Source organism: Pseudomonas sp. B21-041 (genome assembly GCF_024748675.1).
Classification (GTDB): Bacteria; Pseudomonadota; Gammaproteobacteria; order Pseudomonadales; family Pseudomonadaceae; genus Aquipseudomonas; species Aquipseudomonas neuropathica.
The window spans coordinates 2929506-2949335 of sequence record NZ_CP087175.1 but is presented as its reverse complement, the minus strand read 5'-3'; the positions used below and the strand labels follow the sequence as shown (position 1 = coordinate 2949335).

General features: G+C 60.7%; 19 protein-coding genes. 4 read left to right on the top strand and 15 right to left on the bottom strand.

Translation table 11 applies throughout. The annotated features are described in order from the left end of the window. Nucleotides 1-51 precede the first annotated feature (51 nt). Together ccoN and LOY43_RS13185 are read left to right on the top strand one after the other, a co-directional pair. Entirely contained in the window at nucleotides 52-1479 is a 1428-nt protein-coding gene (gene ccoN / locus LOY43_RS13190) for a cytochrome-c oxidase, cbb3-type subunit I (RefSeq protein WP_258709815.1), read from the top strand. Between the two features lie 18 nt (nucleotides 1480-1497). Further along, entirely contained in the window at nucleotides 1498-1716 is a 219-nt protein-coding gene (locus LOY43_RS13185) for a hypothetical protein (RefSeq protein WP_016983187.1), read from the top strand. A gap of 410 nt (nucleotides 1717-2126) precedes the next feature. Here the strand turns inward: LOY43_RS13185 and LOY43_RS13180 are convergent, their stop codons facing one another. Beyond that, nucleotides 2127-2618 (bottom strand): hypothetical protein, encoded by a 492-nt coding sequence (locus tag LOY43_RS13180; RefSeq protein WP_258709814.1) that lies wholly within the window; start codon nucleotides 2616-2618, stop codon nucleotides 2127-2129. 212 nt (nucleotides 2619-2830) lie between these two features. Between LOY43_RS13180 and LOY43_RS13175 the strand changes: the two genes are divergently transcribed. Beyond that, the gene (locus tag LOY43_RS13175) at nucleotides 2831-3523 is read left to right on the top strand and encodes an aspartate/glutamate racemase family protein (protein WP_258709813.1); all 693 of its coding nucleotides are present in this window, start codon (nucleotides 2831-2833) and stop codon (nucleotides 3521-3523) included. Nucleotide 3524: 1 nt separating this feature from the next. Here LOY43_RS13175 and LOY43_RS13170 read toward each other — a convergent pair whose 3' ends face one another. The 14 genes from LOY43_RS13170 to LOY43_RS13105 all read right to left on the bottom strand — a co-directional run bounded on the left by LOY43_RS13170 (nucleotide 3525) and on the right by LOY43_RS13105 (nucleotide 17755). Continuing rightward, nucleotides 3525-4043 (bottom strand): GNAT family N-acetyltransferase, encoded by a 519-nt coding sequence (locus LOY43_RS13170; protein WP_258709812.1) that lies wholly within the window; start codon nucleotides 4041-4043, stop codon nucleotides 3525-3527. Between the two features lie 175 nt (nucleotides 4044-4218). Beyond that, nucleotides 4219-5199, bottom strand: a complete 981-nt coding sequence (locus LOY43_RS13165; protein WP_095126577.1) for a LysR family transcriptional regulator — start codon at nucleotides 5197-5199, stop codon at nucleotides 4219-4221. A 186-nt stretch (nucleotides 5200-5385) separates the two neighbouring features. Then, entirely contained in the window at nucleotides 5386-6333 is a 948-nt protein-coding gene (locus LOY43_RS13160; RefSeq protein ID WP_258709811.1) for a peptidylprolyl isomerase, read from the bottom strand. After that, the gene (locus tag LOY43_RS13155) at nucleotides 6330-6800 is read right to left on the bottom strand and encodes a YbjN domain-containing protein (protein WP_095050701.1); all 471 of its coding nucleotides are present in this window, start codon (nucleotides 6798-6800) and stop codon (nucleotides 6330-6332) included. The genes LOY43_RS13160 and LOY43_RS13155 overlap by 4 nt, the downstream gene beginning before the upstream one ends. A 17-nt stretch (nucleotides 6801-6817) precedes the next feature. Then, the gene (locus LOY43_RS13150) at nucleotides 6818-7447 is read right to left on the bottom strand and encodes a DNA repair protein (protein WP_258709810.1); all 630 of its coding nucleotides are present in this window, start codon (nucleotides 7445-7447) and stop codon (nucleotides 6818-6820) included. A 17-nt stretch (nucleotides 7448-7464) separates the two neighbouring features. Then, entirely contained in the window at nucleotides 7465-9168 is a 1704-nt protein-coding gene (locus tag LOY43_RS13145) for a putative porin (protein WP_258709809.1), read from the bottom strand. A 39-nt stretch (nucleotides 9169-9207) separates the two neighbouring features. Next, nucleotides 9208-9912, bottom strand: coding sequence for an energy transducer TonB (locus LOY43_RS13140; RefSeq protein ID WP_007915486.1), 705 nt, complete (start codon nucleotides 9910-9912; stop codon nucleotides 9208-9210). A gap of 3 nt (nucleotides 9913-9915) precedes the next feature. Further along, complete coding sequence (locus LOY43_RS13135; RefSeq protein ID WP_003201710.1) at nucleotides 9916-10341, bottom strand: biopolymer transporter ExbD; 426 nt, start codon at nucleotides 10339-10341, stop codon at nucleotides 9916-9918. A gap of 11 nt (nucleotides 10342-10352) precedes the next feature. Next, complete coding sequence (locus LOY43_RS13130) at nucleotides 10353-12149, bottom strand: DUF2341 domain-containing protein (RefSeq protein WP_095050698.1); 1797 nt, start codon at nucleotides 12147-12149, stop codon at nucleotides 10353-10355. A 14-nt stretch (nucleotides 12150-12163) separates the two neighbouring features. Then, nucleotides 12164-13762, bottom strand: a complete 1599-nt coding sequence (locus LOY43_RS13125) for a ShlB/FhaC/HecB family hemolysin secretion/activation protein (RefSeq protein ID WP_258709808.1) — start codon at nucleotides 13760-13762, stop codon at nucleotides 12164-12166. Between the two features lie 56 nt (nucleotides 13763-13818). Next, nucleotides 13819-14430 carry a transposase gene (locus tag LOY43_RS28845; protein WP_007915478.1) on the bottom strand — a complete coding sequence of 204 codons (612 nt, stop codon included), beginning with the start codon at nucleotides 14428-14430 and terminating at the stop codon, nucleotides 13819-13821. Between the two features lie 280 nt (nucleotides 14431-14710). After that, nucleotides 14711-15919 (bottom strand): DSD1 family PLP-dependent enzyme, encoded by a 1209-nt coding sequence (locus tag LOY43_RS13115; protein ID WP_258709929.1) that lies wholly within the window; start codon nucleotides 15917-15919, stop codon nucleotides 14711-14713. Nucleotides 15920-15993: 74 nt separating this feature from the next. Continuing rightward, complete coding sequence (locus LOY43_RS13110; RefSeq protein ID WP_258709928.1) at nucleotides 15994-17322, bottom strand: D-arabinono-1,4-lactone oxidase; 1329 nt, start codon at nucleotides 17320-17322, stop codon at nucleotides 15994-15996. A gap of 76 nt (nucleotides 17323-17398) precedes the next feature. Next, nucleotides 17399-17755 carry a cytochrome c5 family protein gene (locus LOY43_RS13105; RefSeq protein ID WP_258709807.1) on the bottom strand — a complete coding sequence of 119 codons (357 nt, stop codon included), beginning with the start codon at nucleotides 17753-17755 and terminating at the stop codon, nucleotides 17399-17401. 369 nt (nucleotides 17756-18124) lie between these two features. Between LOY43_RS13105 and LOY43_RS13100 the strand changes: the two genes are divergently transcribed. Next, nucleotides 18125-19750 (top strand): NADP-dependent glyceraldehyde-3-phosphate dehydrogenase, encoded by a 1626-nt coding sequence (locus LOY43_RS13100; RefSeq protein ID WP_007915458.1) that lies wholly within the window; start codon nucleotides 18125-18127, stop codon nucleotides 19748-19750. Nucleotides 19751-19830 lie beyond the last annotated feature (80 nt).

Sequence of the window (19830 nt, the reverse complement as noted above, 5' to 3'; positions counted from 1 at the left end):
ATGCCAGACCGGGTGGCCTGGCAAGACTTTGCAACCGTGGATGAACTGACCATGAGCACAGCAACAATCGGACAGGCTTATAACTACAAGGTCGTCCGCCAATTCGTTATCGCGACGGTTTTCTGGGGTGTGGTGGGCATGGCGATGGGCGTGTTCATCGCCTCGCAACTGGTGTGGCCAGAGATGAATCTGGATCTGCCGTGGACCACCTTCGGCCGACTGCGACCGCTGCACACCAGCCTGGTGATTTTCGGTTTCGCCGGCAGCGCGCAATTCGCCGCCAGCTACTACGCAGTGCAGCGCACCTGCCAGGTGCGGCTGTATTCAGACAAACTCGCCGCGTTCACCTTCTGGGGCTGGCAATCGGTGATTGTGGTCATGCTGATCACCCTGCCGCTGGGCTACACCACCACCAAGGAATACGCCGAGATCGAATTCTCCGGCGCGGTGTGGATGGCTGTCGTCTGGGTCGCTTACGCCATCGTGTTTTTCACCACCGTGGTGCAGCGCAAGACCAAACACATCTACGTCGGCAACTGGTTTTTTGGTGCGTTCATCCTGGTGATCGCCATGTTGCACGTGGTCAATCACCTGTCGATTCCGGTGGACTGGTTCAAGTCGTATCCGGTGTATTCCGGCGCCACCGATGCGATGGTGCAGTGGTGGTACGGGCACAACGCGGTGGGTTTCTTCCTGACCACCGGGTTCCTCGGCATGATGTATTACTTCGTGCCGAAACAGGTCAATCGGCCGGTGTATTCGTACCGGTTGTCGATTGTGCATTTCTGGGCGCTGATCACCCTGTACATCTGGGCCGGGCCGCACCATTTGCATTACACCGCGCTGCCGGACTGGGCGCAGTCGCTGGGCATGGCCATGTCACTGATCCTGCTGGCGCCGAGCTGGGGCGGGATGATCAACGGCATGATGACCTTGTCCGGCGCCTGGCATAAGTTGCGCACCGACCCGATCCTGCGCTTCCTCGTGCTGTCGCTGGCGTTCTACGGCATGTCGACCTTCGAAGGGCCGATGATGGCGATCAAAACCGTCAACGCCCTCTCCCACTACACCGACTGGACAATCGGCCACGTTCACGCCGGCGCGTTGGGCTGGGTGGCGATGATCACCTTCGGTGCGACTTATCACATGGTGCCCAAAGTGTTTGGCCGCGAGCAGATGTACAGCACGCCGCTGATCAACCTGCACTTCTGGCTGGCGACCATCGGCACGGTGTTGTACATCGCCTCGATGTGGGTCAACGGCATCACCCAGGGCCTGATGTGGCGGGCGATCAACGAGGACGGCACGCTGACCTATTCATTCGTCGAGGCGCTGCAGGCCAGTCATCCGGGGTTCATCGTGCGCTTTGCTGGCGGGGTGTTCTTCCTTACCGGGATGTTGCTGATGGCCTATAACGTCTGGCGCACGGTGCGGGTCGCCGACGTCGCACTGGCGCACCGTGAAGCGCAGATCGCCTGAGGCAGGGAGCCGCTCGTGATGGAGATTTTCTTTGATGTATTGGGCGTGGTGTTTCTGTGGCTGGCGGTGGAGTACTGCTTGCGACGGGAGACGGCGGACAGCCTGGATGAAGCGAGCATGGTGCCGTTTGCCGATGATCCGGAGGTGGCGCGGCGGGTGGAGCTGGCTACCGGGAAAACCGTGAAAGCGGTGGCGCCGGAGGTGGCGAAGCCGGGGTGGGTGAATCTTGATATGTGAGGGGTGTCAGTCGGGCAGCCCTCACCCTAGCCCTCTCCCAGAGGGAGAGGGAACTGACCGAGTTGTTTGTTCAGGGTACGTCGACCTGCAATATCTAAGGTGAATGCAATCTCACAAACAATGAAGATCGGCTCCCTCTCCCCCTGGGGGAGAGGGAACTGACCGAGTTGTTTGTTCGGGTTACGCCGACTTGAAATATCTAAGGTGAATGCAATCTCAAAAACAACGAAGATCGGCTCCCTTTCCCCCTCACCCCCTGAGGTAGAGGGAACTGACCGAGTTGATTATTCGAGTTACGTCGGCCTGAAAAATCCAAGGTGAATGCAATCTCATAAACAACGAAGATCGGCTCCCTTTCCCCCTCGCCCCCTTGGGGGAGAGGGCTGGGGTGAGGGGGTAAGCCCTTGATCTTAACCGCGCTCGCGAGGGATCAGGCTCTGCAACTGCTGGGCGAGGAAGTTGGCGTCAAAGGCAAACGTATCCGGATCCTTCAAACCATTGGTCTTGCGCCACTGCCACGTGCCGTCCGGCAATCCCACCAGCGAAATGCTGCCATACCGCGCCGCCGTCAGCCCCATCACCGCAAGCGAAATCTGCCCGCCACTGCCCATAACATCCGGCACGAACTCCACCGGTTTGCCGGCAATCACGATGCTCAGTTTCTCGGTCTTGAAGGTCGATGTTTCCACCGGTGTACTCGGCCCGAACGCGACATACGCCTCGCGACTCACCTCCAGCAGATTCGGCGCCTGCACCGGCTCCAGCCATTGCTGAATATCGGCGAACAGCGCGGTAATCCGCGTGGCCCAAGCAGCCGATTGCGTCTCGAACAGTTGCTTCTTGTGCGCTTCGCTCTCGGCGTAATGACGAAGCATCTCGCCCAGTTGCTGTACATCGTCCATAGCGGTGTTCCTCGGAAAGGACCTGCAATACTCGATAGTGGCAGATACCAGCCGCTACGTACGATTAAGCTGCAGCAAGCCCGACGCAGCACCATGACACTTGGGTGAAACTTCAGCAGTACAGTCACTTGCTGCTGGCATCGAAGCATGAAGAAAAGGAAACTCCGGGCAGACCTGAACGCTCGACACTGTCATTTGCCTGAGGACATCCAATGCGCACCATCGGCCTGATCGGCGGCATGAGCTGGGAATCCAGCGCCGAATACTATCGACTCATCAATCAGCAAGTCCGGGATCGTCTCGGCCCGTTGCGCTCCGCGCAGTTGCTGATGCACAGCGTCGATTTCGGCCCTGTCGAACAGGCCCAGCACGCCGGGCGCTGGGACGATGCGGCGGCAATTCTGGTCGATGCTGCGCGCAGGCTGGAAGCGGGAGGCGCGGAATGTGTGGTGCTGTGTACCAACACCATGCACAAGGTCGCCGAGCAGATTCAGGCGGCGATCAGCATTCCGTTCCTGCACATTGCCGAACCGGCCGCGCAGGCTGCCCAGGACATTGATGCGCGCACCGTCGGTTTGCTAGGCACGGCGTTCACCATGGAACAGGATTTCCTCAAGCAACGTCTGGTCGCCAAGGGTTTGACCGTGTTGGTGCCGGACGAAGCCGAGCGCAAGGACGTGCACCGAATCATCTACGACGAACTCTGCGTCGGCGTGATCAATGAACAGTCGCGACAAATCTATCAGCGGGTGATCGAATCCCTCACCGCGCGTGGCGCGCAGGCGATCATCCTCGGCTGCACGGAAATTGGCATGTTGATCAAACCCGAACACAGCGCCCTGCCCCTGCTCGACACCACCGAACTGCATGCGCAGTCGGCGGTGGCGTTCGCGCTGGGCGCCTGACTCAGGTTTTCGGGCGAGTGCGCAGGCGGGCCATGCTCAGGGTGTCGACCCATTGCCCGTCCCGCACCGCGTAATCGCGGAACAGGCCTTCGTCCTCGAAACCGAACTTGCGGTAGAGGCCGATGGCCGCTTCGTTGTCGGCATAGACCGTGAGTTCGACACGGTGCAGATTCATCCAGTTGTCGGCAACCTCCAGCGCTGCCGCCAACAGCGTCGAGCCCACGCCTTTGCCCTGCCACGCCACCGCAACGCCCATACCGAAACTGCCAGCGTGCGCCCGACGCATCCGCGAATACGCCTCCAGCCCGAGGTTGCCGATCACCACGCCCTGATGCAGCGCAACCAGCTTCGCCGCCCGTTCGTTGTCCGCCAGCAGGCGCTGGCGCCAGACCTCAACGGACTGAAACGGCATCTGCAGCACCTGCCGCGCCACGGCCGGGTCGTTGTAGAGCGCAGTGATACCCTCGATGTGGGATTCGTTGAAGCGTTCGAGGTGGATGGCGGGGTCGTGGTCTGGCATGGCGGATCCTTCCTGGATCGATGAGTGGCCGTCCACTCTAAACCGCTGAACACCTCATCTGCCATAGGTAAACACTTGTAGGAGTGAGCCTGCTCGCGAAAGCGGTGTGTCAGTCAACATTGATCAATCTGACACACCGCTTTCGCGAGCAGGCTCACTCCTACAGAGGAATGCATCAGGGCTGGAACCATTCGTGACGTTCATTGAAGGTGTGGTGGATGAGGTCGGTTAGGGTCTGCACTTCGGCCACATTCTGCGAATCGGCATTGACCGCCAGCCATGCCTGCAATTGCATCGGCTCTTTAAACAACCCCGGCAGCGCGATCAGGCCCCTATCAAACCGGCTCATGTACGCCGGCAACAACCCGATGCAAGCGCTGCAACGAATCATCTCCAGCATCAACTCATAAGACTGCATCTGCACCACCCCGGCCAACCGCTGTTCAACCAACTCATTCCACGGACGAAAACTGTCGATTTGCCGATCATGCTGCCATTGCACCAGCATGAAGTCGGCGAGGTCGTCGGGGGTGTCCGGGCGGGCGGTGACGCGGGAGTAGCGTTTGGCGATGTGTGGCAGGTAGTCGAGGCGTGCCAGCGCTTGCGGCTCGCTGGTGGCGAAGGTCGGTCCGGGGTGTGGGGTTTCGCCGTGGGCGAGCCAGAGAACGATGTCGGCGCTGACGGCACGCAGGGACAACTCGCTGTCCAGCGCGATGATTTCCAGGCGTACGCTGGCGTTGCGCCGCAGCAGCGCGATGAGGTCGCGGCCGAGGATGTCGTGGAGGATCGATTCGGCGACGGCGAGGCGAATCAGCGGTTGCTCGATCACCGGGAGTTTGCGTTCGTTGGCCAGCGCTATGAGTTTGGCCTGTAGCTGTTGGCCTTCGCGAGTGAGGCTCAAGGCGCTGCCCTGAAAGCTGAACAGGGTGTGTTGCAGTTCTTGCTCAAGCTGGGCCAGTTGTTTGCGCAACAAGGTTGCGCGCACGTTGAGGCTGCGCGCGGCTTGCATGAAGCAACCGCAGCGGGCGCTGACGAGGAAGTATTGCGCGACTTCGCTGTCAATGGTCGCAGCATGTGCGAGCCACGGTTCGCTGTGGTCGTGCGGCCAGTGGTAATCGTGGTTGCCCTGTCGTCCTGCGGGTTCGGTGAATGACATCGATGACTCCCTGTCGATCTTTGTATTTTGCTGGCTTCCAGCACTTTTAACTATTTCTGAACCCAGTGGAGATCCTGTGGGAGCTGGCTTGCCAGCGATGAGGCCGGAAGATCCAACATCATGGGTGACTGATAAGCCGCCATCGCTGGCAAGCCAGCTCCCACAGGTCACTCAGTGAAGGTGAAATCAGTGTTTTTCCTCCAGGACTTTGTTGAGCTCCGCGCCGTCAATGCTCAGCGTTGCAGTGTTGAGCATGCCGTCCAAGTAGGCTTGGGCGATCTGTTCCTGACGTTGAGCACGCAAGGCCTCGGTTAGCTGATCACGCAGTTCATCGAGGGTTGCGGTACGGGCGGGTTGTTGCTCGGTGAGCTTGATCACGTGGAATCCGGCGGCGCTCTGGACGGGATCAGAAACCGCGCCAACCTTGAGCCGCGCCACTGCACCACGCACCTCCGGGACCAGTTGCGGCAACGGTTGCAGGCCCGTATCGCCGCCGCGTTCAGCGGTGACACGATCCTGTGAATACTGAGTGGCCAGTGCGGCAAATTCCGCCGGCGTTGCCTGAGCTTTCTTGCTCAATTCAAGCGCCTGCTTGCGCACCGACTCAAGATTCTGCGGATCATTCACCCCAAGGAAAATCTGACTGACCCGATACAACGCCGGCGTCTGCCAATTCGCCTTGCCTGAGTCATAAGCCTGCTGCAACTCAGCCGCACTCGGATAATCCGCCGGCACCTCACTGACCGAACGCAAGTAATCACGGAACACGATCTGCTCAGTCGCTGCCCGGGTCTGCCGCGCAACCTCGGGACGCTGCGCCCAACCCTGCGCATCAGCCTGCTCCAGCACCGCTTTCTCGGCCAGACGCGTGCGAATCCACCGTTCCAGCGCCTCACGATTACCGCGCAATTGTTCGCGGGTTTCCGGCGGAACTGTAGCCAGCAACGCCTGAAGTTCCGCAGGGGTTACCTGCTGATTACCCAACCGCGCCACCGCCGGCCCCGTTGCAACCGCCGTCACCGACGACGATTGCTGGGCGGCGACCGGGTCACTGCCCGGCCGCACCACCAGCGCCACGGCCACCACCAACAGCGCCACTGCAGCAGCGCTGATCACCATGGCAGGCTTTTTCACAGCGCGACTTCCTCTTGCTCGGCGACAGCCACTTTCGCGGTGGATGCTTGCGCAGCTTGGGTGAAATCACGCAGATAAACGATAAATTCCTGCAACAGGCGATCCCACAATTCCAGGTTGCCGCGCAGGTGATCGTTGCTCACGCCCGCTGCCACGACCACATCCATTTCCATCACCAGAAACTCGCCCTGCAACGACAAACGCGCAAAACGACGGCTCGCGTTCCACTGCTCGGCCACACCCTGTGGCAACTCACCCTGCACCCGCAGCGCACAGCTGAAAGTGAAATCGACGTAACTGCCCTGCTCCACCGCCGGATTGCCGAATCGCACGGCGTAACCAATGCCCTGACTGGCGCTGAGCAACTGAACAATACCGTTCTGCTCGGTTTCGTTGACGCGATAACCCGCAGCTTGCAGGACTTCGGTCAGGGATTTTGGCGATACGTGGCTGATCAATTGAGTCATTACTTCTTCCTTGTCTATCAGTGCGTGAGCGCGGCTTGCGGCGCGTCGAATTGAGTCTTGTAGAGGTCGTCGCCAAACCCCTGGGCCAGTTCATCGAACTTGACCCGGGCACTGCCCGCGAAGGGCTGGCGGATCTTCATCACCTCGGCCACGTCGATGTTTTCGTAGGCAGTGAGGATCTGCTTGGCGACGCCGTACATCTGCTGATTCTTGACTGAACATTGCTGCACTTGTGTGTCACGTTCAGCCAATTGCGCTTGAAGCTTAGACCGTTCTGCTTCTTTGGCACGGGCCAGCACCAGCAACTCGTCATAGGCCTTTTTGAACTTGCCGGTCTGCTCGACGCTGGCCGCCACTTGCGCCTGCGCCTGGCTGTGCAGGCTCTGTTGCTGCCCGGCCAATTGCTCGGCGACGCCTTTGGCCTTGGCCAGCTCAGCGCTCAATTGCTTGATTTGCGCCTGCGCAGCCTTGGCCTCGTTCTGCGCCGCCAGTTGCGCGGCGCTGGCCTGGGCCTGCTGACTTTGCAGGGCCTGCAACTGTTGCGTGGTGCTGCGCAATTGCGTGCGCAGGCGCTCTTCCATGCCTTCGGCATTCACCCCGGTGGCAATCAACAGCCCGAGCCCGAGCAACACAAATCGCGTTTTCATAACCCTCTCCCGGCGCCTTAGAAGCGCGTGTTGATCTCAAGCTGCAAGACGTCGATGTCGAACGGCGCGCCGTACACCGCTTCGGTACTCATCCAGCGACCGGTCGCGTAAACGTTCTTCGCCAGACCGTAGTTGCCGCCGATGAAATAACCCTTGGCGTTGGTGCCGCCGAGGTGGAACGACGAGTCGTTGAAGCCATCCGGCAAGGCATCCGGCTGGATGTACTTGTAGCCAGCGAACATGTTCCAGTCGCCCTGCTTTTTCAGGTCCAGCGCGCTGCCGAGGGTGAACTGCACCATCCACGCATTGGCGCCGCTTTCAATGTCGCCGTTGCTGTCGAGGTTGTTGACGATCTGCCCGGCCGAGCGCTTGCGCATGTCGCCTTCGTCGTAGACGAGGTTGTGGATGTAGTTGCCCTGGCTGCGCAGTTTGAAATCTTCTGGCAGGTCAGCATCCCAGACCATGTTCAGATCAAGCAGGTTGAATTCCGAAGCGAGGCCAACAAACTGCGGCTGCGGCGTGGTGGTCGGGTTGAGCGGGTTCGGCGTGATGTCGCGCAGCAGGAACACGCTGTTGCCCTTCTGCATGAACGCTGCGCGGCTGCCATCGCTGTCGCAACCTGGCGCGCCGGCCCACGGTTCGCAAGGGCTGGAGCGCTGGCCTTGAATGTCGTCGAAGCGGTAGTACGCCAGTGCGCCTTTCAAGCGGTTGTTGCTGTTGATCGCCCACTTGGCGCCGATCTGCGCGCCGTACAGCCACTTGTTGTCGCTCTCTTCCTTGTCAAAGCCGTTGCTGCTGGCGGTGTCGTTGGTGTAGTCCACCGGGAACGCACCGACGGTGCCGAACACACCCCAATCGCGGTTGAGCTTGTGGTCGAAAATCGCTGCCACGCCGTCGAAATTCAAATCGTTGGAATAGAGCATGTCGGTGGACATGAACGGGTTGGCAAAGCGCCCGCCGGTAAGGGTCAATTCATCCGTAGGCTTCCAGTTGAGGTAGCCCTGATCGAGCCAGATGTCCTTCTTGGCGAAACCGCCGCCGAGGTTTTGCGTGGTCGACACCGGGTTGTTGTCCGAACCGGTGCCGATACGAATACCGGCGGTCCATTGCGGCGAGATCTCCGCTTTCATGCCCAGTCGCGCACGAATGCGGAATTGGTTGGTGCGGTCTTCGCGGGTGTTGAGCAGCGGCGGCAGATTGGTGCTGCTGTTCGGGTTAACGTCGTACGGGCCATTGTTGTTGAGCTTGGCGAAGTCGACGATCTCGTTGCTGTTGCTGTCCGAGTAGTAGCGCGATTCGTTGCGCAAGCGAATGTCGCCGTCGAAACTGATGCGCGCAGCCCATTCCGGGAAGCTGTTGGGCGCGGCCCAGTTTTCCTGTTTGGCGGTGGCCATGACTTCGGCTTTGACCTGGTCGCGGATCTGGTCGCGCACCGCTGCCGGCACGTATTGCACTCGGACGTCGCCCGGCGCAGCGACCGGCCCGGCCGCGACTGCGGTGGATGCGGCGGCCTGTTTGGCCTGGGCCGCTTCGTTCTGCGCCTGAGCGATCAGCGCGTCGGCCTTGTCCTGTTTCAGAATGCCCTGCTCGACCAGCAAGCGGATCAGATTGATCGTGGCGTTCTCCGAGGGCGCAGGCGCAGGCGCTGCCACGGCCTGACCGACCAGGGTCGCAATGACCATGCCGACCGCCAGGGACAATCGATTCACGTTGGAAATCATCTGCACACAACTCCTTTTGGCAAAGCGTAAATAAGTGAATTAACCCGGACGCCGCCCTTGCAGGGACAGGCGCACAGGCAAAGTGATGGAGGCCGGTGGCCGTTCGCTCAGCGCCGGGGCACCGCGCAGCGCCGCCAGCACCTGGGTATCGATTTCGGGATTGCCGCTGGACTTGATCAGCTCGACCCGGGTGATCTCGCCAACGCTGCTCAGCCAGACATCGGCCTGCAGCGAGAACGCGAGGTTGCGCAGCTCAGGGTTCTCACGGAGCAAACGCTGGAAGGTGAACGCCAGAAACTGGCTGTACGTCCCCGTGCCCAGACGCCCGCCGCCGGTCCCGGCCATGCCGCCGCCCTTGCCCGCGCCAATGTTGAAAGCGTCGTTACCGGACTGCGCATCGCCGTCCATTTGCATCGGATTGGCCAGATCGTCCGCCGGTGATGGCGGTGCTTCTTCCTCGGGCTTGACCTCTTCCGGTTCCGGCGTTGGCTCGGGCTCGACGACTTTTTCTTCGACCGGGGTTTCCGGCTCCGGCGGTTTTTCTGGCGGCGGTGGTGGCGGAGGTGGCAACGGAATGATCGTTGGCACCTTCGGCGCTTCGCGGCGGATGCCGCTCATGTCGTTGGCCCACTGCCACAGAAACCACGCAGCGAGCGCGCCGATCAGCAAGCCGGCGCCCCACTTCGCGTAACGCAGCGCTGGCTTTTTCACCGGCAGCGGCTCGATCGGGAGTTGTGCGGTCATGACTCAGCCCTGACTCGGTTTGCCGGTCACAAGACCGACCTGGGACAGTTCGAGCCGGCGCAACAGATCCAGCACTTCGATGACTTTCTGGTATTGCACCGTGGCGTCGCCGCGCACGATCACCGGGAAATCCGGGCTCTGCGCTTTCTCGATGCGCAGGCGCTCTTCCAGTTCGGCCAGCGTCACCGGGTAGGCATCGAGGAACACCTGGCCGCCGTCGTTAACCGAGATCGCCTTGGTCTTGGCCTCGGACAGTGACACCGAAGCGCTGGCCTTGGGCAGGTTGATCTGGATCCCGGAGACCTGCGCGGTGGCGGTGAGGATGAACATCACCAGCACCACCATCAGCACGTCGACCAGGGGCGTGATGTTGATGCTGTCCACCGCGGCATCGTCATCATCGTCGTGGGAGGCATTTACAGACGCCATGTCAGTGCTCCTCAGGCCGGTACGGAGTGGTTGGCGTGATGGCCGCGATGCGACGCTTCACTGAACTGGCTCTCGCCGTGCATCTCCGCCAGACGGGTGATGAACTCGTCGACGAACACGCGCATGTCGGCGCTGACTTCCTTGTTGCGGGTGATCAGGCGGTTGTAGCCAAACAACGCCGGGATCGCGACGAACAGGCCCATGGCGGTGGCTAGCAAAGCAGCAGCCATACCGGGAGCGATAGCGTTGATGTTGACGTCGCCGGCCATCGCCGTGCCGAGGAACACCACCATGATCCCCAGCACGGTGCCGAGCAGGCCGATGTACGGGCCGCCGGCGATGGCGTTGGACAGGGTCGAGAGTTTCGAACTCAGTTGCTGGTTTTCGCGGGTGCGCACGCCGTCCATGGAGCAACGAATGGCTTCGATGGTGGCCGCTGACACCGACGAGGTATCGGCGCCCTGCTCGCGACGGGTGCGGATCTCTTTCACCGCTACCAGATACAGACGCCACAGCGACGAATGCTGCAGACGTTGGGCGAGTTGCGCGTCGTCGGCGAACATCTCCAGACGCGTGCCGACTTTGGCGAACTGCACGCGGAAATCTTCGTTGGCGGCAGTGACACGGCTGAGGCTGCGGTTCTTGCGCAGCATGATGATCCACGACTGGAACATCATCAGCACCAGCACGGCGATGATCACCCAGGCGTCGATGGGCACGGCGTTGAGCAGGAAACCGAGGCTGCCGAAACCGAAACCGGACTGTTCTTCGTCGACACCGTAAGCCACCAGTTTCGACTCGGCACCTTGCGAGGTGGCGTCGGCCAGCAACAGCGCTGCCGGACGTGACACTTTCGACAGGCGCAATTCATCGATAGCGCCCACGAACGGCTGGAACGGGCCTTCGTGCACGTCAGCGCCGATGGCCATGACCGAATTGAAGGCCGGCATCGCCTGGGCAAGCGTGGCGGCTTCGCGACCATTGATGAACAGGGTCACTTTGGAGCCTTCAGCAGTCAGCGCAACGTGCTGCCATTGGCCCGGATTCAGCGCTTGCGTGGCGACGGCGCGTTGGCCATCGATCTCCACAAACGGCACGCCTTGGTTTGCTCCGATCAATAGACTGTTGGCGCCTTCGCGACGGGCGAGAATCAGTTGCTCGCCACTGGCCTGATCAAGTCGCAGCCAGGCACTGAAGGTGAATGCGCTACCAGCGTTGTGTTGCAGCGAAGGACTTGCCGGCAGCAGCAACGGCTGGCCGCTGAACTGCAAGGCGCGCCCTACTACACCGTCAATCGCCGCGCCGGTCGCGCTTTGTGCGGTATTGCCGTAGGCCGTGGTGTCTTTGGCCGGGGTGCCGGTGGCGCCGTCGAAGTGATACAGCGCGGTGTAATTCGGGTCAAAGGTCAGCTGGCCGTTGCCGGTCGCCGGGGCCTTCTGATTGCCGTAGTACATCCAGATGTCCTGGCGCTGACCGCCCTCGACATTCGGTACATCGACCCAGATCAGCGCCATGCCCATCAGCGCATCAAAACTTTCGACCTGGTGGTTGAGCACGGTTTTGTCATCGGCGGCGACAAAGCGCAGGTCCGCGCCGTCCTCTTTCACCCCATCGAAGGTGAAGTTGCCGGTGTGCAGGCGCACCAGCAGCGCAGTGCGGCCAAGAGCCTGATTGATCGCCGCACCTTGCGGCGTGGTGTCGACGGCGATCTGTTTGCGGTAGTGCCAGTCGTCCTGCCACCAGGCCTGAGCCGTGGCCGGGAGCACGAAGCCCAGGCAGATCAACAACGAAAGGAAGAGGCGCTGCATGAACGTGCTCCTTGTCAGAAAGTGGCTTGAAGGTTGAAGTGCAGGCGCGATTCCTGCTTCGAGGTGTTCGGCCCTTCGAGTAACGGATAGCCCCAGTCGAGGCTGCCGGACAGCCATTTGCTCAGACTGGCGCGAGTGCCGAGGCCGACGCTGGCCAGGGCGTAATTGGCGTCCTGATCCGGCAGTTCGTCGCGCAGGTAAAGTTGTGCGCCTTCGGCAAAGGCATAGAAGCGCCAGTCCTGCATCCACGTGCCGGCGTACTTGGCCAGCGATGGCGTGCGCAGTTCCTGGCTGAGCAGTAAGCCGTCATCGCCGGTACGCTCGGCGGCCAGATAGCCGCGCACCGAAGTCGCGCCGCCGGCGGAGAATTGTTCATTGGAAACCAGTGGCCCGGACGCCAACTGGAAAGCGGCTTTGCTCGCGCTCTGCCAGTCGCTGTCGAAGGTCCAGGTGTAATTCGTGTCGCCCTTGAGCACGGCGAAACTCGGTTTGGCGCGGTAGCGTTTGTAGTCGAAGTCTTCGTCGGAACTGCCGTAGCCGAAAATGCTACGAGTGGCGGCTACCAGGCTCAGACCGAGGCCGAGCTGGCTCTTCTCGGTGTAGCGATAGCCGTTGTAGGCGAAGGTGAACGGCGCATATTGCAACGGGACTTTGTCGCTCTCACCGGACAGGGTCAGGCGTTCGTCGAAGTCCTTGAAGTCGATGCCGGCCGACAGCGAGTTCGACCAGTTGCCGCTGGAGGGCAGCGTATAAATCGCCGAGACGCCATAGGAATGGCCCTTGCCGAGCACGTTGCTGCCACCGATGGTGGCGACGTTGCTGTCGGACTGGTAACCGGAGAACTGCACGCTCCAGCGATCCGTCAGCGGCGCGGTATACGAACCCGACCAGACCTTGGCGTTGTCGGTTTCCTGCGGCGCGGTAAAGTAAGTCAGGTTGATGCTGTGGCCGAGTTGCCAGAGGTTGTTGTAACCGAGGCTAGTGACCGTGCGCAGCTTCTCGGTGTCGGCGCTGTAATCGTTGTTGAGGCCAACACTGGCGGTCCAAGGGCTCTGGTCTTCGACCTGCAAATCGACGTCCATGGTGCCGGGGCGCTGACCTTCGCGCACCAGCGGCATCACCTGTCGGCCCGGGGTTTTGTTCAACTGCGCCAGTTCGCCCTGAACCTTGGCGAAGTCCGGCACCTCGCCTTCCTTCAGCGCCGGGACGTCGTCGCGAATGTCCAGCGGCGAATAGTGTTTGGCGCCGACCACACGCACGCGGCCGACCTTGGTTTCGCTGACTTGCAGGTAGACGATACCGTCGGCCACGGCTTGTTCCGGCAGCTCGACGAACACCGATTGATAGCCGCGTTCCTGATAAGCCTTTTGCAACGCGTCCCGAGCACCTTCGATATCCGTGAGGGCTTTTTGCGGGCCGAGAAACGGGTACACCGCCTCTTCGATCGCCCGTGCATCGAGCACGGTGTTGCCGCGCACGAAGTATTCGTTGACGTCGACCAGACGCTGCGCCGCCGCGTTGTTGGCGGCCTCCTCGGCCAATGCCGGCTGCGCGCCCGCCGTCACCAGCAGCCAGCCCCACAGCGCCAGCCGTGACTTGAAAATCGGTTCCACACTACCCCCTGAACTCGCGATGACCTGTTGGCGTTTCGAACGCCGCGTGTATGGCGTCAATTGCTGGCTGTCGAGGCGCAGGCGTGTTTGCCCAGCCACGTGTGCAAAAGCGCGAAGTTCAACGAGAACTCGGGCATTTGCAGCAACGCGCCGCAGAACACTTCGCCGATGATTTTTTGAATGAGCAGCACCGCGCGCGGCTCGTTGAGCAACGTGGCGATGTCGCGACTGAGGGCGTTGAAGCTCCAGACTTTCTGGTTCAGGCCCAGGCCAACGAACCAGCGGAACAACAGGTTGTAATTGAGCTGTTCATACAGTTGCTGTTCGCTGGGCACCGAATACAGCAGTTGCAGAAGCAGAATGTGCATGACCGTTTGCGCGGGGATCAGCATGCCAGGCTCGGCATTGAGGTCATGCAGGAGCTCGCGGTGGGCGTCGAGCAAGTCGTCGATCTGCGGGCGCAGCAACACCAGCGAATGGCCCGGCGGGATGTAGCTGGAGACCTCTTTCAAGGCGCCCTGCCAGTCATCCTGCGAGACAATCCAGACCCACGGCGCGCCGTAGCGATACACCGAAACCGGCTTCTTGCGCGCGGCTTCGACGATCTTCGACAGGCGTTGATCGAGTTCCTGCATGCCCACTTTCGAGTAGCGTTCCATAGTCCCCATTGCCTCACTCCCGGCGTCCCGCCTCGGCTTGTGAAAAGCGCCCCGTTGGGCCCCTCAAGCGCGTTACATAGGCATGACCGGACTGGCGATGTGCTACCGAACTTTTGTCATAAAAGCTTCATTACAGAATTTGGCAATGAGATGGGACATACACCGAGAACCCTGTGGGAGCTGGCTTGCCAGCGATAGCGGTCTGTCAGCGAAGTAAAGGTTGCTGACATGACGCCATCGCTGGCAAGCCAGCTCCCACAGGGTTTTGCAGTGTTTGGGTGATTTGGGGTCAGGTGTAGACCGGCCAGGTGTCGACGATTTTGCCGCCGCGCACGGCGAGCAGGTCGCCGAATTGCAGCAGAACGGCCTCGGTCTGGGTCGGGCGCAGGAAGACTTGATCTTCGATGGTCAGGCCCACGGCGTTGGAGCCATTGACCATCTCTTGATTTGAGCTGCGTCCGTAGACGCTGTTGCTCTGTAAACCCTGGGGCGATTCGAACTCGGCCATCCAGTTACCGCCGTAGATGAAATAGGTCTGGCGCTGATTCTGATCCCACCACGACAACAGCTTCGACTTGTCATCCAGTGCCGGAATATTCACCGCGCCTGTGCTTTTCAAGACTGGCGTGGCGATGTAAGTCGCGGGCAAATGCTCGGTCAGCGACGGCAAATCATAGTGCGTCGGTTTGAGCATCGCCGTGCCCACGGAAACCTCGGTACTCAGTTTCTCGTTTTCGTGAATGCGATAACTCGGGCTGCCGGCGGTATTCAGGCACAAACCGTCGTGCCACAACGCCGGGAACTGCTGCCGGGTGAAATCGACGCAACGCTGATAAATCACCATGACCTTGGCGAACAATTCCTCCGGTGAGCCGAGTATTCCCGGTACACCCATGCCCACAAACGGGTCATAGCCCATGAACCCGGCGAATTCCAGATGCTGCGGGTTGGCGCTGATCAGCGTGAGCATCTGCCCAAGGACATTCACATCACTGACCCCGCCACGATGCAGGCCGACATCCAGCTCGATGTTGATGCGCATCCGTGTGCCCAAACCCTGCGCCAGCGCGAGGTATTGCTGCAATCGCTCTGGCCCGTCGAGCAGCCATTGCAATTGCTTCGCCGGATCGAAAGAGCCTTTGTGGGATTGATAAAACAGCTCGGCCGAGCGTACCGGCAATGGCTTGCCGAGCAAAATGTCGGACTGCGGAAACACCTGTGCATCGTGATTGAGGAACGGCTGATGGAACGACATCAGCTTTTGTGTTCCGGCCCGTTGCCCGATGTAGCTCAACAGTCCCGGTGACGGCAGCGACTTTTCCACCAGCCGCAGGTGTTTGCCGCCGCGTTTGATCGACTGCATCACCACATCAATGTTGTGATCGAGGCGATCCAGATCGATCAGCAGCACCGGGCGCATAGGCCCCTTTTCCTTCAATTCCTTGTTCAGCGCCCGGAAGTATTCGCTGTACGGCGCGCCGCGATCGCCCGGCCGCAGCCACGCGCCAACGCCGACCAACAAAGCACCGCCACCCAACGTGCCGAGCAGAAAATTGCGCCGATTGACCGCCATCAGCTCACCCCCAATATCGACGCCAGATGCGCATTGAGAAACCGTCCACTCGGATCCAGCGCCTGACGCACGTCGATAAATTCACGCCAGCGCGGATACAGCGGTTGCAGGTTCTTCGCGTTGAGCGAGTGCAACTTGCCCCAATGCGGCCGGCCGTTGTACTTCCAGAAGATCGGCTCGACCGCCGCGAAGAAGTTGTGATGATCCATCTGGTAATGCTGGTGTACCGAGATCGAACAGCTGTCGCGGCCCTCGAACATACTCAGCGCAATGTTATCCGCCTTGACGTAGCGGTACTCGATGGGAAACCAAGTGCGCAGGTCCTTATCCTGAATCAGCTTGAGGATTTCGCGCAGGCAGGCCGGTCCGTGTTCGGCAGGCACTGAATACTCCATTTCGTTGAACCGCACTGTGCGCACATTGGCGTAGATGTCGAAGGAGTCGCCGACGCGGTCATCGAAACTGGCCAGATGGCGCAGGCTGTTGAGCAGCGTGCGGCGCAGGTCGGGAAAGTCGCTGCCGTATTTGTCGATCTTCTCGATCAGGGTGACGAACTCGTTGCCGCCCTCTTCTTCCGGGCTGATCGGCGGCGTCGCCGGATCGTCGGTTTCGTTGAGGGCGATGGACAAGGCGTAGTCGGAATGCGTGACGACGAGCATTTCCCAGTGCTGGTTTTCACGGGTGTTCTTGTCGAGGTCTTCGAGCAGTTCCTCGGTCTTGGCGATCCACTGGCGTTCGCTTAGGCGGTATGCCTGGCGGTTTTGCAGACGGATTTTAGTGGCGACACCGAGCGCACCGAGGGAGACGCGGGCGGCGTTGAATACTTCGGGGTGGCGCTGGCTGTCGCAGTCGAGCACCTCGCCATTGGCCGTGACCAATTGCAGTCCGCAGACGTGGGCCGAGTAGGATTGGAAGTTTTTCCCTGTGCCGTGGGTCGAGGTGGCAATGGCCCCGGCCAGGGTCTGGTAATCGATATCGGCCATGTTCTGCAGGGCCTGGCCGATGTCTTTCAGTGGCTGGCCCATGCGTGACATGGGCGTGCCGGCGGCGAATTCGGCTTGCAGGGTTTTCGCATCGTGATCGAGCAGTCCGCTGAAATAGCTCAGCGACAACAGCGTGCCGTCGGTAGGCACCAATGCACTGAACGAATGCGCCGAGCCGACCGGACGAATCTTGCCTTGCGCTTGTTTGATGACGGCTGTCAGTTCATCGAGATTTTTCGGCGCCAGCCGCGCCGCCGGCAAGCAACTCTGCCCGCCCGACCAGTTGCGCCACGGAATCAGCCGTGGCGCGCGCAGCAATTGACCCAACGCCGGATGACTCGCCAACGCACTGAACGCGCCGACGATGCTTGCCCGTTGCAACAACTGACGCCGTGTCAGATCCATCGTCATGCCGGGCACCTTATTGTGGGAGCGGCTGGTCGGCCATGAAGCCGATCAGTTGCAGGAATTGCTCTTCCGAACATTCGACGCACTGGCCCATCGGCGGCATGCCGTTATAGCCGTTGATGGCGTGGTCGAGCAGCGTGTCGGTGCCTTGCTGGATGCGCGGTTCCCAGGCTTTGTGATCACCGGTGAGCGGTGCGTTGGCGGCGGGATTGGCGTGGCAGAGCTGGCAGCTGTTGGCGTAGATCTGCGCCAGTGCCGGGTCGTTGGGCATGGCGTTGCTATTGACGCTGGCCGGGGGTTTGGGATCTTCGCCGCAGCCAGGCAGCGCCATGAACAACGCCAGCAGCAGAGTGAGTCGGATTGACCGCATAGAAGTCTCGCTTGTTGTTATGCCCACACCTTAAGGCAGCGGCTGCAGCGGGTTGAGGGCATTGCAGGACAGTGAGGGGGGCAAACGGGGCCAGCCAGGACTCGCCTCGGGATCGGCTATAGACACAAAACCCTGTGGGAGCTGGCTTGCCAGCGATAGCGGTGTGTCAGGCAATGAAGATGTTGAAAGTACCGGCCACATCGCTGGCAAGCCAGCTCCCACAGAGTTCGCGGTGTTGCCAGCCCGCTCTGTTTTGCGCCTTTGCGTGACATTCGGGTGACATTTGCGGGTTTAAATTCCGGCGCATTCAGGCGTATAACCTGTGAAGGCTTTTTGATCTGCATACGGACATCAACACGGGGTAGCGACATGACCACAGCAAACATCCTTGGCAACCTGTTCCCTTCTGTCAGCGACATCCCGGAAAAATACCGCCTCGACGCTCAGGTCGAGCAACGCGAATACCTGGTCGACGGCCAGTTGCGCCGCTGGGACGGCCCGCTCGCCACGGTGCGCAGTCCGGTTTATCTCAAGGGCGATAACGGCGACGAACAAGTCATCCTCGGCAGCACGCCGCTGCTCGACGCCGACACCGCGCTCACTGCCCTCGACGCCGCTGTGCGTGCCTACGACCGGGGCCAGGGCCTGTGGCCGACCATGCGCGTAGCCGAGCGCATCCAGCACGTCGAAGCCTTCCTCGGCCGCATGCGCCAACAGCGCGATGCGGTGGTGAAGCTGCTGATGTGGGAAATCGGCAAGAACCTCAAGGACTCGGAAAAAGAGTTCGACCGCACCTGCGACTACATCGTCGACACCATTAATGCGCTCAAGGAACTGGATCGCCGCTCCAGCCGTTTCGAGCTGGAACAGGACACCCTCGGGCAGATCCGCCGCGTACCGCTCGGCGTCGCCTTGTGCATGGGCCCTTACAACTATCCGCTGAACGAAACCTTCACCACGCTGATCCCGGCACTGATCATGGGCAACACCGTGGTGTTCAAACCGGCCAAGCTCGGCGTGTTGCTGATCCGCCCGTTGCTCGAAGCCTTCCGCGACAGCTTTCCCACCGGCGTCATCAACGTGATTTACGGCAGTGGCCGCGAAACCGTCAGCGCGCTGATGGCCAGCGGCAAGATCGACATCTTCGCCTTCATCGGCACCAACAAAGCCGCCAGCGACCTGAAAAAACTCCACCCAAAACCACACCGTTTGCGCGCCGCGCTGGGTCTGGATGCGAAAAATCCGGGGATCGTTTTACCGGAAGTCGATCTCGACAACGCCGTCAGCGAAGCGGTCACCGGCTCACTGTCGTTCAACGGTCAGCGCTGCACCGCGCTGAAAATCCTCTTCGTGCACGAGGATGTGGTCGATAGCTTCATCGAAAAATTCAACGCTAAACTGGCCACGCTGAAACCGGGCATGCCGTGGGACAGCGGCGTGTCGCTGACGCCGCTGCCGGAGTCGGGCAAGGTCGATTATCTGCACGGTCTGGTAGCGGATGCGCGCAGCAAGGGCGCCGAAGTGGTCAACCCCAATGGTGGCGAATCCCGCGAATCGTTCTTCTATCCGGCGGTGCTCTACCCGGTAAATCCGCAGATGCGCGTCTACCAGGAAGAGCAATTCGGCCCGGTGGTGCCGATTGTGCCGTACCGCCATCTCGATACCGTGATCGACTACGTGCTGGAGTCGGACTTCGGCCAGCAGTTGAGCATCTTCGGCACCAACCCGGTGGCGGTCGGTCGTCTGGTTGACACCTTCGCCAACCAGGTCGGGCGGATCAACCTCAACGCGCAATGCCAGCGCGGGCCGGACACTTACCCGTTCAATGGCCGCAAGAATTCGGCGGAAGGTACGCTGTCGGTGCACGATGCGTTGCGGGTGTTCTCGATCCGTACGCTGGTGGCGACCAAGTTCCAGGACAGCAACAAGGATCTGATCAGCGAGATCATTCGCGGGCGTGATTCGAGCTTCCTGACCACCGATTACATCTTCTGATCAACTGTCACGCGGATCGTGAATAAGCAAAAAGGCGACGGCAACCGCTTCTGATCCAAAGTCGCCAAGCGCCCGGCAAA

What these genes read in the sequence shown, in the direction of transcription:
- ccoN (WP_258709815.1), top strand. Translation starts at nt 52, where the DNA reads ATGAGCACAGCAACAATCGGACAGGCTTATAACTACAAGGTCGTCCGC.
- LOY43_RS13185 (WP_016983187.1), top strand. Translation starts at nt 1,498, where the DNA reads ATGGAGATTTTCTTTGATGTATTGGGCGTGGTGTTTCTGTGGCTGGCG.
- LOY43_RS13180 (WP_258709814.1), bottom strand. Translation starts at nt 2,618, where the DNA reads ATGGACGATGTACAGCAACTGGGCGAGATGCTTCGTCATTACGCCGAG.
- LOY43_RS13175 (WP_258709813.1), top strand. Translation starts at nt 2,831, where the DNA reads ATGCGCACCATCGGCCTGATCGGCGGCATGAGCTGGGAATCCAGCGCC.
- LOY43_RS13170 (WP_258709812.1), bottom strand. Translation starts at nt 4,043, where the DNA reads ATGCCAGACCACGACCCCGCCATCCACCTCGAACGCTTCAACGAATCC.
- LOY43_RS13165 (WP_095126577.1), bottom strand. Translation starts at nt 5,199, where the DNA reads ATGTCATTCACCGAACCCGCAGGACGACAGGGCAACCACGATTACCAC.
- LOY43_RS13155 (WP_095050701.1), bottom strand. Translation starts at nt 6,800, where the DNA reads ATGACTCAATTGATCAGCCACGTATCGCCAAAATCCCTGACCGAAGTC.
- LOY43_RS13150 (WP_258709810.1), bottom strand. Translation starts at nt 7,447, where the DNA reads ATGAAAACGCGATTTGTGTTGCTCGGGCTCGGGCTGTTGATTGCCACC.
- LOY43_RS13145 (WP_258709809.1), bottom strand. Translation starts at nt 9,168, where the DNA reads ATGATTTCCAACGTGAATCGATTGTCCCTGGCGGTCGGCATGGTCATT.
- LOY43_RS13140 (WP_007915486.1), bottom strand. Translation starts at nt 9,912, where the DNA reads ATGACCGCACAACTCCCGATCGAGCCGCTGCCGGTGAAAAAGCCAGCG.
- LOY43_RS13135 (WP_003201710.1), bottom strand. Translation starts at nt 10,341, where the DNA reads ATGGCGTCTGTAAATGCCTCCCACGACGATGATGACGATGCCGCGGTG.
- LOY43_RS13130 (WP_095050698.1), bottom strand. Translation starts at nt 12,149, where the DNA reads ATGCAGCGCCTCTTCCTTTCGTTGTTGATCTGCCTGGGCTTCGTGCTC.
- LOY43_RS28845 (WP_007915478.1), bottom strand. Translation starts at nt 14,430, where the DNA reads ATGGGGACTATGGAACGCTACTCGAAAGTGGGCATGCAGGAACTCGAT.
- LOY43_RS13105 (WP_258709807.1), bottom strand. Translation starts at nt 17,755, where the DNA reads ATGCGGTCAATCCGACTCACTCTGCTGCTGGCGTTGTTCATGGCGCTG.
- LOY43_RS13100 (WP_007915458.1), top strand. Translation starts at nt 18,125, where the DNA reads ATGACCACAGCAAACATCCTTGGCAACCTGTTCCCTTCTGTCAGCGAC.